Annotated in this window: 14 protein-coding genes; 9 read left to right on the top strand and 5 right to left on the bottom strand. The window is 72.0% G+C overall.

What is annotated here, in order from left to right:
• Both ACWEOZ_RS02105 and ACWEOZ_RS02100 read right to left on the bottom strand, forming a co-directional pair.
• Window positions 1-2,412: AAA family ATPase (locus ACWEOZ_RS02105; protein ID WP_451908918.1), on the bottom strand; the 2,412-nt coding region annotated here is incomplete at its 3' end.
• Window positions 2,413-2,425: 13 nt separating this feature from the next.
• Window positions 2,426-3,067: a hypothetical protein gene (locus tag ACWEOZ_RS02100; RefSeq protein WP_451908917.1), complete on the bottom strand. Its 642-nt coding sequence runs from the start codon at window positions 3,065-3,067 to the stop codon at window positions 2,426-2,428.
• A 17-nt stretch (window positions 3,068-3,084) separates the two neighbouring features.
• Here ACWEOZ_RS02100 and ACWEOZ_RS02095 point away from each other — a divergent pair, with 17 nt between their 5' ends.
• Window positions 3,085-3,273, top strand: coding sequence for a hypothetical protein (locus ACWEOZ_RS02095; protein ID WP_451908916.1), 189 nt, complete (start codon window positions 3,085-3,087; stop codon window positions 3,271-3,273).
• Window positions 3,274-3,276: 3 nt separating this feature from the next.
• Here ACWEOZ_RS02095 and ACWEOZ_RS02090 read toward each other — a convergent pair whose 3' ends face one another.
• The 3 genes from ACWEOZ_RS02090 to ACWEOZ_RS02080 form a co-directional block, all read right to left on the bottom strand.
• Entirely contained in the window at window positions 3,277-4,317 is a 1,041-nt protein-coding gene (locus tag ACWEOZ_RS02090; RefSeq protein ID WP_451908915.1) for an App1 family protein, read from the bottom strand.
• A gap of 127 nt (window positions 4,318-4,444) precedes the next feature.
• Window positions 4,445-5,110 carry a hypothetical protein gene (locus ACWEOZ_RS02085; protein WP_451908914.1) on the bottom strand — a complete coding sequence of 222 codons (666 nt, stop codon included), beginning with the start codon at window positions 5,108-5,110 and terminating at the stop codon, window positions 4,445-4,447.
• Window positions 5,111-5,283: 173 nt separating this feature from the next.
• Window positions 5,284-5,862 carry a hypothetical protein gene (locus ACWEOZ_RS02080; RefSeq protein WP_451908913.1) on the bottom strand — a complete coding sequence of 193 codons (579 nt, stop codon included), beginning with the start codon at window positions 5,860-5,862 and terminating at the stop codon, window positions 5,284-5,286.
• A gap of 91 nt (window positions 5,863-5,953) precedes the next feature.
• Here ACWEOZ_RS02080 and ACWEOZ_RS02075 point away from each other — a divergent pair, with 91 nt between their 5' ends.
• The 8 genes from ACWEOZ_RS02075 (at window position 5,954) to ACWEOZ_RS02040 (ending at window position 14,569) form a co-directional block, all read left to right on the top strand.
• A complete protein-coding gene (locus ACWEOZ_RS02075; protein WP_451908912.1) occupies window positions 5,954-6,790 on the top strand; it encodes an NAD-dependent protein deacetylase in 837 nt (278 codons plus the stop codon).
• Window positions 6,791-6,844: 54 nt separating this feature from the next.
• Entirely contained in the window at window positions 6,845-7,237 is a 393-nt protein-coding gene (locus ACWEOZ_RS02070) for a hypothetical protein (protein ID WP_451908911.1), read from the top strand.
• A gap of 212 nt (window positions 7,238-7,449) precedes the next feature.
• Window positions 7,450-8,472, top strand: a complete 1,023-nt coding sequence (locus tag ACWEOZ_RS02065) for a LacI family DNA-binding transcriptional regulator (protein WP_451908910.1) — start codon at window positions 7,450-7,452, stop codon at window positions 8,470-8,472.
• A 125-nt stretch (window positions 8,473-8,597) separates the two neighbouring features.
• The gene (locus ACWEOZ_RS02060; RefSeq protein WP_451908909.1) at window positions 8,598-10,280 is read left to right on the top strand and encodes an ABC transporter substrate-binding protein; all 1,683 of its coding nucleotides are present in this window, start codon (window positions 8,598-8,600) and stop codon (window positions 10,278-10,280) included.
• A gap of 82 nt (window positions 10,281-10,362) precedes the next feature.
• Window positions 10,363-11,496, top strand: coding sequence for an ABC transporter ATP-binding protein (locus tag ACWEOZ_RS02055; RefSeq protein ID WP_360553200.1), 1,134 nt, complete (start codon window positions 10,363-10,365; stop codon window positions 11,494-11,496).
• Window positions 11,493-12,473, top strand: coding sequence for an ABC transporter permease (locus tag ACWEOZ_RS02050; RefSeq protein ID WP_451908908.1), 981 nt, complete (start codon window positions 11,493-11,495; stop codon window positions 12,471-12,473). Before ACWEOZ_RS02055 ends, ACWEOZ_RS02050 begins: the two co-directional genes overlap by 4 nt.
• 3 nt (window positions 12,474-12,476) lie before the next feature.
• A complete protein-coding gene (locus ACWEOZ_RS02045) occupies window positions 12,477-13,565 on the top strand; it encodes an ABC transporter permease (RefSeq protein ID WP_451908907.1) in 1,089 nt (362 codons plus the stop codon).
• The gene (locus ACWEOZ_RS02040) at window positions 13,562-14,569 is read left to right on the top strand and encodes an ABC transporter ATP-binding protein (RefSeq protein WP_451908906.1); all 1,008 of its coding nucleotides are present in this window, start codon (window positions 13,562-13,564) and stop codon (window positions 14,567-14,569) included. Before ACWEOZ_RS02045 ends, ACWEOZ_RS02040 begins: the two co-directional genes overlap by 4 nt.
• The last annotated feature ends 41 nt before the right edge of the window (window positions 14,570-14,610 follow it).

Below are 14,610 nucleotides of genomic sequence, written 5' to 3'. Positions count from 1 at the left end.
GGCCGCGAGGTCGTGCGCGCGGCGGCGATCCCCCGGCGCGGCCCGGGCGATCAACGCCCGCGCCTGGGCCAGCTGGGCCTGCGCCAGGAACGGCGGCGATCCGGCTTCCATGGTGATCGCGGCGTCGAGGTGCCCGACCGCGATGTCGTGCTCGCCGAGCACGGACGCGACCGCGCCGAGCGCGCGGGCGGCGGCACCGTGGCAGTTCGTGGCGCTGTTCAGGTAGACGCCGGCGTGGCGCGCGGTGCGGTCGTAGCAGGTCCGGGCCGTGTCGAGGTCGCCGAGCCCGGCTGCCAGCTCGCCGCCGAGGACCAGGACGTAGACGCGCAGGCTGCCCACGGGCAGGTCGTCCAGCTTCGGCCGCAGGTGCTGCCAGCACAGCCGGGCCGTGTCGCCGGCCCCCGCGTCCAGGGCCGTGCGACCGAGCTGGGCGGCCGCGATCGGCAGGGTCAGGGCGGTCGACATCTGGCCGGCCGCGGCGAGGTATTCCGCGGCCTGCCCGGTCTGCAGGGACAGACCCGCCAGGAACGCGTAGTAGAGCCCGACCGCGGTCGGGTCCTGCATCCGTTGCCCGATCTCCCGGGCTTCGGCGGCGAAATGCTCCGCCTCGGTGAGCCGGCCGGCCAGCAGCGCCTGCGCCGCCCGGGCGCGCAGCAGGTGCCAGCGGGCGAGCGGCCAGCCCAGCCGCTGCGCCAGCGTGTCCAGCCGCAGCGTCTCCGCTTCGGCGGCGGCGTTGTCGCCGGCCATCAGGTACGCGTCGATGCGCCAGGTGCGTCCCCACAGCTCGGCGTCGGGGCGGCCCAGGGCGCAACTGCGCTCGGCCAGCGCCACCACCTCGGCCGGCTGCTCGAACGGGTCGGTCACCTGGTGCCGGGCGTGCACCGCCGCGGCCAGGTCGTCCGGGCTGCCGGTCAGCTCGGCCAGCGCCATCGCCTCGGCGCTGATCTCCTGCGCCCGCCGCACGTCCCCGGAGTCCGCCAGCAGGAACGCGTACTGCGCGAGGACCCGCGGGTGCCGGCCGGCGACGGCCAGCGCGCGTTCGCACAGCAGCAGCAAGGCCGGTCCCAGCTCGGCGGCGACACCCCGGATCACCAGAGCCGCCTCGACCGCCAGGTCCGGCCGGTGCTCGCGTTCGGCGCTGTCCAGCACGGCCGCGCAGTCGGTGAGGGCCAGGTCGAGCCGGCCCTCGGCGTACGCGGCCGTGGCCCGGGCGAGCCGGTCGGCCGGGTCGTCCGCCAGCTCGACGGCGTGGCCCTGCCAGCGGATCGTCTCGGCGTAGTCCAGAGCCCGGGTGGCCGCCGTGGCAGCAGCGCGGCAGGCATCGGCCGCGCTCTGCCGGGAGCGGGAGTCCACGGCCGCGCGTACCCGGTGGCGGGCGATGTCGGCCGGCGGCGCCCCGGCTGTGGCCAGCGCGTCGGCGAGCCGCTGGTGCCAGGCGATGCGCTCGCCGCGGGACAGCTCGTCGTAGCGGGCCTGCCGGACCAGGTCGTGCGCGAAGGCCAGCAGGGCGGGCCGCCACGGGTCCTCGGTCAGCACCCCGGCCTCCAGGGCCTCGGCGAGCAGGCCGTCGACCGCGCCGGGGTCGCTCGCCGCCGTACGCAGCACCGTCACGTCGATCTCGGCACCCAGCGCGGCCGCCCCGCCCAGCAGCTCCCGGCAGTCCGCGCTGAGCTGGGCCGTACGCCGTCCGACCAGCCGCCGCAGCTCCGCCGGCACCTCCAGCCGGCCGGCCGGGCGGCGCAGCCGGTCCTCCCGCGACAGTTGCCGGACCAGCTCCCGGACGTAGAGCGGGTTGCCGCCGCTGAGCCGGTGCACCACGGCGGGCCAGGAGCCGTGCACCCCGGGCCCGGCCTCCTGGGTCAGATACGCACCCACGGCCGGCGCCTCCCACGGCTCCAAACGCAGCACCTCGACGGCGGGCAGATCGTCCAGCGGCACCGGCGGGCGGACCGTGCCGACCACCAGCAGCCGTGAGCCGGGCAGCTCCCGGCAGAGCATGCGCAGCAACGCGATCGACGCGGCGTCGGCCCAGTGCAGGTCCTCCAGCACCAGCACCAGATGACCGGCCTCCCGCAGCGCGCGCACCGTGCGCTGGGCCATCCGGAAACGCACAGCGGCCTGGGACTCGCCCTCGTCGGCGGTCGCGGTCAGCAGCTGCGGCGACAGCCCGGGCACCTCCTCCAGCAACCGCAGCCACGGCCAGTACGCGGGCGCGCCCTCGTCGGGCACCGCCCGCCCGACCCGGACCGTGGCCCCGGCCGCCGCCGCGCGGGCCACCGCCTCCTCGACCAGGGTGGTCTTGCCGATGCCGGCCTCGCCGACGATCAGGGCCGCGCCGCCCTCGCCGGCTGCCGCGGCGGCGCGCAACCGGTCCAGGGCGACGATCTCGGGCACCCGGCCCACCAGAACCACGGGCCCAGAGTAGCTACGGTGTGACCGCGATCTCCGCGGCGAGCCGGTAGCCGTCGCACAGTTCCAGGTCGTCGCCGCTCCAGAAGCGGCCCGGGTCGTACCAGCTCGGCTGCTTGCCGTGCGGCAGCAGACCCATGTCCTCGTAGGTCACCGCGACCACCTCGGCGCAGTACGCCGTCTCGAGGTCGGCCTCCTCGGCCCCGGGCTCCTGCCACGGCAGGCGGATGCGGGGCACCCGGCCGCGGGCCCAGCGCCAGGCGAGCTGGGCGCTGGACGGGAACGGCGTGCCGTCGAGACGGGCGACCGTCTTGAGAGCGCGGTCCTCCATCTCGGTGGTCACCGGCTGCTCCAGCTGCCGCAGCCAGCCACGCTGGCCGTACCGGCGGGCCCAGACGGTGACCGCGTCGCGCAGGTCGTGCAGTTGCACGCCGCGCTGGAAGGTGCCCGACCACATGTCGGGCAGCGACTTGCCCAGCTCGGCGTGCCACATCAGCGGCGGCATGTCCTCGATCACCAGCGACATGCCGACGTGGTTCACCGGGCTGTTGGTCATCGCCTGGATGGCCCGGTCCGGGCCGGAGCGGCCCCGGAACAGCCAGATGTCACCAGTACGCGTCAGATCTATGGCCTCGTCGAGGCTGATGTCGGCGACCACGTGTCTATCCTCAGCAGATGCGTTGGTGGAAGGTAGCGGGACTGGCCGGGCTTGCGGGAATCACAGCCACGGGGGTGGTGCTGGCCCGCTCGGAGCGGCGGCGCCGGGCGTACACCCCGGAAGAGATCCGGGAACGGCTGCACGCGCGGGTCGCCGAGGGCACGGCCGACAAGGCGCCCGAGCCGGCCGACACCGAGCAGGACTGACTCTCAGACGACATCGGTGTCCCGCAGCAGGGACCACAGGCCGGCGCCGTCCGGGGCGGCGAACCACGTCTTGCCGCCCGAGCCGACCGCCTCGGGCGTGCCCGACGGCCCGGGGACCGCGCCGGCCAGCACGGCCTGGGTCGGCGACAGCCGGCGGATGGCCACGGCCGCGACGTTGTCCGGGTGCTCGTGCGCGAACTCGGAGTAGATCTCCTGGTCGTGCTGGCCGTCGTCGCCGATCAGCAGCCACTTGATGTCCGGGAACTCGGCGGACAGCCGGCGCAGGGTGTTGCGCTTGTGCTCCTGGCCGCTGCGGAACCACCGGTCCGGGGTCGGACCCCAGTCGGTGAGCAGCAACGGGCCGGCCGGATACATGTGCCGGGACAGGAAGCGGGCCAGCGTCGGCCCCACGTTCCAGGCGCCTGTCGACAGGTAGAACACCGGCGCGCCCGGGTGGGCGGTGACGAGCCGTTCGTAGAGCACCGCCATGCCCGGCACTGCGGCGCGGGCGTGCTCATCGAGAACGAACGTGTTCCACGCCGCGAGCAGCGGACGGGGCAGGGCGGTGACCATCACCGTGTCGTCGATGTCGGAGATGACGCCGAACTTGATGCCCGGGTCCACGACCCGGATCGGCGCCTCGACCGGCTCGGCGCCCTCGGTGCTGAGCCGGACGCTGCCCCAGCCCGGCGCGAGGTCGCCCTTGACCCGGGTGTCGACGTAGCCGCTGCGGTCGGTGCGGGTCTCGTGGACCTGGTCGCCGATCTGGATCCGCACCGGCGCGTTGTTGACCGGTGAGGTGGTGAAGCTGCGCCAGCCGCGCACCTTGTCCAGCTGCCGGACAGAGCGGGTGCGCCGGGTCAGCACGACCCGGGCCATCACCCGGGCCCAGCCGGGGGCGCCGTACCCGGTGTACGCCGTGATCACCGGCGCCCAGCCGCGCTGCCGCAGCCGGCGTTCGATGATCTCGTGCACGGCGTCCTCGATGCGCGCGGCCCGGTGCAGCCGTACGGCGGGCGGGCCACCCGCCGGGGTCAACGACACTTCGGCCTCCTGCCGTCCGTCATCAGCGACCCTGACGGTACCTGGCCTGCCTGAGTGCCGCCTCGCAAGTCCGCGTGCGGGCAGTCCCCCGGGTGACCACGTTCCACTCTGGACGATCGTCGGCCGCTCAGTGCACTGCCAGCCGGGCCTTGGCCGGGCGCGCCGGGGACCACTGCTGCTCGTAGTGCACGTCGCTGCCGGCCGGGACCCGGACCGTGAGGGCCTCGGCGCGCAGGCCGCGCAGCGTGGCGGCGGCCCGTTCGGACTCCTGCCACGCCAGCCGCTCCTGCTCGGCCGCGGCCTGGTAGGCGGCGAACCGGTGCTCACGCACGGCGGCCCGCAGCGCGGCCTCCTGGGCGACCGGGTGCCGCCGCGGGTTCCAGCTGCCGCGGTGCGCGAGCACCTCGTTGAGCTGCGCGATCGACAGCTCCCGGTGCCGGCAGGCCGCGGTGGCCATCCGGTGCAGGTTGCGCTCGCGGTCGGCCAGCTCGGTGCGGGTGCGGCGCTGCTTGAAGATGGGGAAGGCGGCCGCGGCGGCGACCCGGCGCGCGTCCCGGTCGGCCGCGTCGAAGGCCGCCCAGGCCGCGTCGACCTGCTCCTGGGCGCGTTCCCAGGCGGCCCGGCGCCGCCGGGACACCTCGGCGGCGTGCTCGGCGGCCGCGGCGCGCTCGGCGGCGCGCGGATCAGGAGGCAGCGCGGCCGGGCGGGCCGGGCGGCGGGGCACAGCGAAGAGGGCCGTCGCGGCGGCGACGGCGATGAGCAGGACCATCCAGACGGTTGCGGCGGTTTCCACGATGAACATCCGCTTCTCTAGGGGTTCGTCACTGTTCTCGGGCCGCTGACAGGTCGCGGCGATGCCGGCTTCCGGCGTTTCCCGTACGCGCACAGGAGTCGCTCATGAAAGCCGAGGGGCCGGCGCCGTCAGGGAACGGGACGCCGGGCGGGGTGCGGGGTGGTGGGCCCGGCTCAGGCGCGGGGCGGGCCGCGCTGGCCGTGGGTCCGCGGGGTGGCGCCGTCGACGGCCGCGCGGGCCTCGACGCAGACCCCCCGGCCGTCGTGCCGGGTGTGGACCGGCAGACCGGGCACGCCCTGCACCGTGCCGGCGGTGACCGGCCCGGCGCCCGGAGCGTCGCTCTCAGCGGCCCGGGCCACGTCCGTGGTCCCGGCGGCATCGGCAGTCCCGGCGGCGCCGGCGGCCTGAACCGTCCCGGCGGCGTCGGCGGCCTGGGCCGTCTCGGCGGTGTCGGCTGTCCCGGCGGCGTCAGTGGCCCTGGTCACGCCCGTCGCTGTGTGCGCGGCGCTCAGGGCCAGGCCGGCGCGGCTGCCGCCCAGGCGCGGCCCGGGGACCTCGATGACCGGCAGCGCCGGGCCGGCCGGAGTGTCGACCGTCGTGACGATCGTGACCGGCGCGTCGGCGGGCGTCTCGGCCGGGCTGAGCACCGACGGGAGCGCGAAGGCCAGCGCGATCAGCGCCAGGCCGGCCAGGAACTGCAGCAGGCGTCGACCGTCCCAGTAGCGGGGCAGCAGGCGCGCGACAGTGGCCACCCTGACAACTTACCGTTCTCGGCCCCTGCGTGCACAGATAGTCGTGAGTGCGTCCTTCGTCCCACTCCGGCGAGTGAGGGACCATGGACAGGTGACGCAGATCGAACAGCTCGCCGAGTGGGTCGGCGACGGCGGCGTGGTCGTGCTCAGCGGGGCCGGCCTGTCCACCGATTCCGGCATCCCGGACTACCGCGGACCCTCCGGCGCGGCCCGCCGCACCACCCCCATGACCTACCAGGCGTTCACCCGGGATCCGGTCGCCCGGCGGCGCTACTGGGCGCGCAGCCACCTGGGCTGGCGCACCATCGGCGACGCCCGGCCCAACATCGGGCACCGGGCCGTGGCCCGGCTGCAGGAGCTGGGCCGCCTCGACGGGATCATCACCCAGAACGTGGACGGGCTGCACCAGGCGGGCGGCGCGCACGGCGTGATCGAGCTGCACGGCAACCTGTCCCGGATCACCTGCCTGGACTGCGGCGAGCGGTCCGACCGGGTGGCCCACTCGGATCGTCTCGACGCGGCCAATCCGGGCTTCGCGGCGGCCGTCAGCGCGGTCAACCCGGACGGCGACGTGGAGATCGACGACGCCGAGCTGGACGGCTTCAGGGTGGTCGACTGCGAGTCCTGCGGCGGGATGCTCAAGCCGGACGTCGTGTACTTCGGCGAGACCGTGCCGGCCGAGCGGGTCAGTCGCAGCTTCGAGCTGGTCGCGGGCGCGCGGACATTGCTGGTGCTGGGTTCCTCGCTGACGGTGATGTCCGGGCGGCGGTTCGTGCTGCGCGCCGCCAAGGACGGCATCCGGGTGGCGATCGTCAACCAGGGCGTCACCCGCGGCGAGCCGTACGCGAACCTCGTCGTGGACGCCGCGCTCGGTGCCGTGCTGCCCGATGTGGTCCGCCGGGTGGAGGGTGTCGCCGTACCCGGATGATCTGGGTACGCGGGCTCATCCGGCGGCCCACGACCGCGCCCTAGGTTCGGTGCCATGCCCGCCATCAAGCTCCGCGCCCTGTCCGGCCTGCTCGCCCTGGCCGCCGCGACCGTGTTCACCTGGTGGGCCTGGCTGGGCCGGGACACCACCAAGACGCTGGACCCCGCGACCGGGAACTACTCGGGCCCGTACACCACCGCCCAGGTCGCCGGCGCCGTGCTGACGCTGGCCGCCCTGCTGATCGCCGCCGTGCTGCTGCGGGTGCCGGCGCTGCCCGCGGCCGCCGTGATGACGGTCGCGTTCACCGCGGCGTGGACCGTGCAGGCCGCCGGCGAGGACGAGACGGGGCTCTATCTGGTGGGGACTTTCCTCGTACTGGCCGGCATGACCGCCGGCACCACGGTGGTCGCTCTGCTCACCGCGCGCCTGCGCCGGCCGGCGACCTGATCCCGTCCGGGCGCCTGTCCGTTTCGCCCCGTACAGAGCACCTTGCGAAGCACGTAAACGAGTAAGGCGCAACCTAGTTACCGTCTCGAAACCTAAATAAAGCTACCGACGCGTTGACGTGACCCGGCTCACCGGAGTTAACTGCCCGGAACCGCTCCCGAAACCGGTTCCGAAACTGCGGTGCAACCATCTGGACACAAGTCGGAGGACACGTGCCAATCACCATCGCCGATGTGGCAGCCCGGGCCAAGGTCAGCAAGACCACGGTCTCCCGGGTGCTCAACGGCAAGGGTGAGCTGGACGAGTCGACCGCCGCCCGGGTCCGCAAGGTCATCGAGGAACTGGGCTATGTGCCCAGCTCACGGGCCGTCGGGCTGGCCCGCGGCCGGACCCGGGTGGTCGGCATGCTGGTCCCGTCGCTCACCTGGCCGTGGATCGGCGAGGTGCTGCAGGGCGCGGTGGACGTGCTCGAGACCGAGCGCTACGGGCTGCTGCTGTTCACCTGCAACCGCGGCGAGGAGTCGATGCGCCAGTTCGGCGCCCAGGTCTCCGCCAAGAGCTTCGACGGGCTGCTGGTCATCGAGCCCGAAGGCACCCTCGACTACATCGCCATGCTGCACGCCCGCGGGCTGCCGGTGGTGCTGATCGACGACCGTGACGTGCAGCCCGGCCAGATTCCCAGCGTGGGCACCACCAACCACACCGGCGCCGGTGCCGCCGCCCGGCACCTGCTCGGGATCGGCCGGCGCAAGCCGCTGGTCGTCGCGGGTCCGGCGCGTTTCGGCTGCACGGTGCAACGGCTCGACGGCTTCGCGAGCGTCTTCGCCGAGGCCGGCCACCCGGTCACCCCGGACCGCGTGCTCCAGGGAGACTTCACGATCGCCCGCGGCTTCGAGCTGGTGCAGGCGGCGCTGGAGTCCGGTGTGGAGTTCGACGCGATCTTCGCCCACAACGACCTCTCCGCCACCGGTGCCATGCAGGCCGTGCTCGACAGCGGCCGGCGCATCCCGCAGGACGTCGCGGTGGTCGGCTTCGACGACATCCCCATGGCGGCCCACACCCAGCCGCCGCTGACCACCGTGCACCAACCGCTGCGCGAGATGGGCGAGGCGGCGGCGCGCACGCTGCTCGCCCACTTCGAGGGCTCACCCCTGCCCAACCGCCCGACCGTCATCCCCGCCACGTTCACCGTCCGGGGCTCCACCGGCGTGAGCCCGGAGCCCGACCCCGCATAAACCGCACTCCCCTGTCACACCCCCATAGATCCGCAAAACGGCCGGCGTTCCGACGTCCGGCGCACTCGCCCTGCCTCGGGGCACCCCCTCTCACCCGATTCGCACCACCTGAGGAGAAATCAGAGATGCAGCGCAGGAAATTGTTCGCGGTCGCCCTGGCGGGCGTGCTGGCCTCGGGCGGCCTCGCCGCCTGTGGCGATTCCCCCAACGAGGGCAACAAGAAGGCCGGCAGCGGGGCCACGTTCCTGACCGTCGGCATGCCCAACGGCCCGCAGACCGAGAACCACAACCCGTTCCTCACCACGTCGGCGGGCGCCTCGCTCGGCTATCGCTGGATGATCTACGAGCCGCTGCTGATGTGGAACCCGGTGAAGCCGGCCGAGCCGTCCCGCCCGTGGCTGGCCACCGGCGCCGAGTGGACGCCGGACTTCAAGAAGGCGACCATCACGGTCCGGGACAACGCGAAGTGGTCCGACGGCAAGCCGGTCACCGGTGACGACGTCGCCTACACGTTCAACCTGATCAAGAAGAACGAGGCGCTGAACCTGGCCGCCACCCCGTACGGCGACATCAGCGCCAGCGGGAACACCGTGACGGTGACGTTCACCAGCTCGATGTTCGTCTACAAGGACAAGTGGCTGGGCCAGACCCCGATCGTGCCCAAACACATCTGGGAAGGCATCAAGGACCCCACCACCGACCCGAACAAGACGCCGGTCGGCTCGGGCCCGTACACGCTGAAGTCCTTCACCCCGCAGACCACCACGCTGACCGTGCGCACCGACGGTTACTGGCAGGACCTGCCGCAGGTCAAGGAGCTGCGCTACACGTCGTACACCGACAACAACGCGCAGACCACCGCGCTGTCCGACGGTTCGAACGAGTGGAGCTTCGTCTTCATCCCGAACTACAAGACGGTCTTCATCGACAAGGACCCGGCGCACTACAAGGTGTGGGCCCCGCCGGTGCTCGGCATCCACGGCCTGTACATCAACACCACCAAGGCGCCGTTCGACAACGTGGCCCTGCGCAAGGCGATGAGCATGGTCGTCAACCGCGAGGACATCTTCAACCAGGCCGAGGCCGGCTACTTCCACCCGCTGGTCACCAGCGTGACCGGTCTGCCGTCGCCGGCCGGTGACGCCTACGTCGCGCCGGAGTACAAGGGCAAGACGCAGGCCGTCGACGTCGAGGGCGCCAAGAAGGTCCTCACCGACGCCGGGTTCAAGCTCAACGGCACCACGCTGACCGACCCGAGCGGCAAGCCGGTGAAGATCACTCTGACCGACCCGAGCGGCTGGTCCGACTACCAGACCTCGCTCGAGATCGTCAAGGACAACTTCGCGCAGATCGGCATCGCCGCCACGGTCGACAAGGCCAACCAGGACGCCTGGTTCCGCAACGTGGAGGAGGGCAAGTTCGACGCCACCTTCCGCTGGACCAACGGTGGCGCGACGCCGTACGACATCTACCAGACCATCATGGACGGCAAGCTGCTCAAGAAGGTCGGCGTCGCCTCCCCGGGTGGCAACTTCGGCCGCTTCAACAGCCCCGAGGCGACCGCGGCCCTGGCCGCGTACGCCAACGCCGCTGACGACGCCGCCCGCACCACCGCGCTCAACACGATCCAGAAGATCTTCGTGGAGCAGGTGCCGATGATCCCCGTCGGCGCGGACAACATCGGCATGGCCTACAGCACCAAGAACTGGGTCGGCTGGCCCGACGACACCAACCCCTACAGCGCCGGCCAGCCCACGCAGGCCAACGCCCTGGACGTCGTCCTGCACCTCAAGCCCGCCAACTCCTGACCCGCAACGCCGTGTCCCGGACGGGCTCGATCCCGTCCGGGGCACGGCACCGCGGCAGTTCACCCCTGCGAAGGAACTCGGCATGACGTTGAGCCCAGAGGCCGAGGCTCCGGCCAACGAGGTGGTGCTTGAGGCGATCGGCCTGACCAAGCACTTCCCCGTCCGCCGGAAGCTGCGCGACCTTTTCAACCGCACGCACGACGCCGTCCACGCGGTTGATGACGTACATCTCACGCTGCGACGCGGCCGCGTGACCGCCCTGGTCGGCGAGTCCGGCTCCGGCAAGTCCACCGTGGCCCGCCTGCTCGCGCAGCTCTACCCCCGGACCGCCGGGGACATCCAGCTGCACGGCGAGAGCACGAAGGTGAAGGGCGGACGGCAGTTCCGCCAGTACGCCGCCCGGGTCCAGATGATCTTCCAGGACCCGTTCGCGTCGCTGAACCCGGTGCACACCATCCGGTACCACCTCACCCGGTCGCTGAAGATCCACCACAACGCCGGCAACTCCGCCGAGGAGCTCGAGGCGGCGCTGAACAACCTGCTCACCCGGGTCAGCCTGACGCCGCCGGAGCGCTACCTGGACAAGTTCCCGCACGAGCTCTCGGGCGGCCAGCGCCAGCGCGTGGCCATCGCCCGGGCCCTGGGCGCGGACCCCGAGGCGCTGCTGGCCGACGAGCCGGTGTCCATGCTGGACGTCTCGATCCGGCTCGGCGTGCTCAACCTGCTGCGCGACCTCAAGGAACGGCTCAACCTGGCCATCCTCTACATCACCCACGACATCGCCTCGGCGCGCTACTTCGCCGACGACACGATGGTGATGTACGCCGGCCGGATGGTCGAGGGCGGCGACAGCGAGTCGGTGACCCAGTCGCCGGCGCACCCGTACACCCGGCTTCTGATCGACTCCGCACCCGACCCGGACCGGATCGCCAACATGCTCGGTGACGCCGCGGACCGCGGCAACGGCGAGCCGCCCAGCCTGATCAAGCCGCCCAGCGGCTGCCGCTTCCACCCGCGCTGCCCGATGGCGATGCCGCGCTGCCTCACCGACCTGCCGGTCCGCCTGGAGATCGGCGACAAGCCGGGTCACTGGGCCGCCTGCTGGCTCTACGACGAGGCCACCGTCGCCGCCCAGCCGCCCGGCTCGGCCGCGACCGGCCACTCCCCCGAGGCCGTGACGGTCGCGGCGGACGCGCACCCGGAGGAGGTCCGATGAAGTTCCTGATCCAGCGGATCCTGTTCTACCTCTTCACGGCCTGGGCCGCGATCACCATCAACTTCTTCATCCCCCGGCTGATCCCCGGCGACCCGGTGAAGTCCCTGCTGGCCCGCTTCCAGGGGCAGATGAGCAGCGACGCGATCGACTCGCTCTACGTGCTGTTCGGCCTGGACAAGAACGCCAGCCTCTGGAGCCAGTACATCGACTACTGGAAGCAGCTCTTCCAGGGCGACCTGGGCCTGTCGTTCACCGCCTTCCCGTCGCCGGTGTCCGAGGTCATCAGCGACGCGCTGCCGTGGACCGTGGCGCTGGTCGGCATCACGACCATCATCAGCTTCCTCATCGGCACCAGCCTCGGCGTGCTGGCCGGCTGGCGGCGCGGCTCGTGGATCGACGGGCTGCTGCCGGCCACCACGTTCCTGTCCTCGGTGCCGTACTTCTGGCTGGGCCTGCTGGCCATCTACCTGCTCGCCGGGCCGGACAGCTTCTTCCCGTCCTCGGGTGGCTACGGCACCGACGTGGTGCCGTACCCGGACTGGCCGTTCATCTCCAGCGCCCTGCAGCACAGCCTGCTGCCGGCCCTGACCATCCTCATCTCGTCGGTGAGCGGCTGGATCCTGAGCATGCGCAACATGATGGTCACCGTCGCGGCGGAGGACTACATCACGGTCGCGCACGCCAAGGGCCTGTCGGACCGCCGGGTCGCGCTGAGCTACGCGGCCCGCAACGCCCTGCTGCCCAACATCTCCGGCTTCGCGCTGTCGCTGGGCTTCATCGTCGGCGGCACCCTGCTGGTGGAGATCGTCTTCTCCTATCCGGGGCTGGGCTTCCTGCTGTTCCGGGCGGTCGGGGCCAAGGACTACCCGCTGATGCAGGGCATCTTCCTGGTCATCACCATCTCGGTGCTGGTGGCCAACCTCATCGCGGACATCGCCTACCTGATGCTCGACCCGCGTACCCGCAAGGAGGGCTGACAGGTGACCATCCCCACCTCCAGCATCGACCAGGTCATCCCCGGCCGGGGCGCGATGGCGCAGCCCGAGGCGGCCAAGCCGGGCAAGGCGGCCAAGCGCCGCCGGTTCCGGTTCATCTCCAACAAGAAGGCCATGACCGGGATCATCGTCCTGGGCATCTACCTGCTGTTCGCGATCATCGGGCCGTGGGTCGCGCCCTACGACCCGGACGCCCGCGGCAAGCAGTTCGTCGCGCCGCCGTCGGCCGACCACTGGTTCGGCACCACCCACCTCGGCCAGGACGTGTTCAGCCAGATCCTGGTCGGCACCCGGGCCGTCATGCTGGTCGGCCTGGCCGCCGGCGTCATCGCCACCATCCTGGCCGTGCTGATCGGCGTCACGGCCGGCTACCTCGGCGGCGGCTGGGACGACAGCCTGTCCGCGCTGTCCAACGTTTTCCTGGTGATCCCGGCCCTGCCGCTGATCATCATCGTCACCGCGGCGGTACCCAGCGGCGGTGACACCCTGGTCGCCCTGATCATCGGTCTCACCTCGTGGGCCTGGGGCGCGCGGATCCTGAGAGCCCAGACACTGTCGCTGCGCCGACGCGACTACGTCGAGGCTTCCCGGGCCACCGGCGAGTCCACCTGGCGCATCATCATCTTCGAGATCCTGCCCAACCTGACCGCGATCATCGCGTCCGGCTTCGTCGGCACGGTCATCTTCGCGGTCACCTCGGAGATCACCCTGGCCTTCATCGGGATCGGCTCGGCCACCTCGTGGAACTGGGGCACGATCCTGTTCTGGGCGCAGAGCCAGCAGGCCCTGGCCCAGGGCGCGTGGTGGTGGTTCGTCCCGGCCGGTCTGGCGATCGCGTTCCTGGGCACCGCCCTCTCGCTGATCAACTTCGGCATCGACGAGTTCGTCAGCCCGCGGCTGCGCAGCGCCGGCAAGACCAAGGTCAAGACCGCCTCGGGCCGTACGGTCCGGATGCGGGTCGGCTTCACGCCGGTCCTGGACAACTCGGCGGCGCCGCACACCCACGCCAGCCCGATCCCGGTCATCGGCGGCAAGCCGACCCCGGTGACCCGCAGCAAGGAGGCGACTCGATGAACGAGCCGGTTCTCGAGATCAAGAACCTCAACGTGGACTACGGCCTGGGCGACCAGGCGGTGCACGCCGTCCGCGACGTCAACCTCACCCTGCACCGCGGCGAGGTCCTGGGCCTGGCCGGCGAGTCCGGCAGCGGCAAGTCCACCCTGGCGTACGGCCTGACCCGGCTGCTCGCGCCGCCCGGCGTGGTCAGCGGCGGCGAGGTCGTCTACCACCCCGAGCAGGGCGAGCCGTACGACGTCCTGGGCCTGACCGACAAGCAGCTGCAGGCGTTCCGCTGGGCCGAGACGGCGATCGTGTTCCAGGGCGCGATGAACTCGCTCAACCCGGTGCACAAGATCTCCACCCAGCTGACCGACGTGCTGGCCGCGCACGAGCCGCAGATGTCGGCGCACAGCCGTAACGCCCGGGCCCGGGAGATGCTCAAGCTGGTCGGCATCTCGGCCGACCGGATGGACGCGTACCCGCACCAGCTCTCCGGCGGCATGCGGCAGCGCGTGATGATCGGCATGGCGCTGATCCTGCAGCCGCAGGTGGTCATCATGGACGAGCCGACCACGGCGCTCGACGTGGTCATGCAACGGCAGATCCTGGGTCAGCTCATCGAACTGCGCGAGCGGCTGGGCTTCTCGGTCATCTTCATCACCCACGACCTGTCGCTGCTGGTGGAGTTCTCGAACCGGATCGCCATCATGTACGGCGGCCGGATCGTCGAGGAGGCGCAGGCGACCTCGCTGTACCGGGACTCGCTGCACCCGTACAGCAAGGGTCTGTTGTCCTCGTTCCCGGCGCTGCGCGGCCCGCGCCGCGAGCTGGCCGGGATCCCCGGCTCACCGCCCGACCTCAAGGGCATGCCGACCGGTTGCTCGTTCCACCCGCGCTGCCCGAAGGCCTTCGACCCGTGCGCGGACAACATCCCGGTGCTCGGCAACCCCGACACCCCCGACGGGGCCAACCGCACCGTCGCCTGCTGGCTGCACCCGGTCAAGCAGCCAGTCGGTTAGAGACTGCACAGAGCTGGCCCGCGGCGGAAAACCCATGCCAA

It is taken from the genome of Actinoplanes sp. NPDC004185 (genome assembly GCF_053603475.1).
Note: the sequence above shows the minus strand (reverse complement) of the source record. Positions and strands in the feature narration are given on the sequence as shown.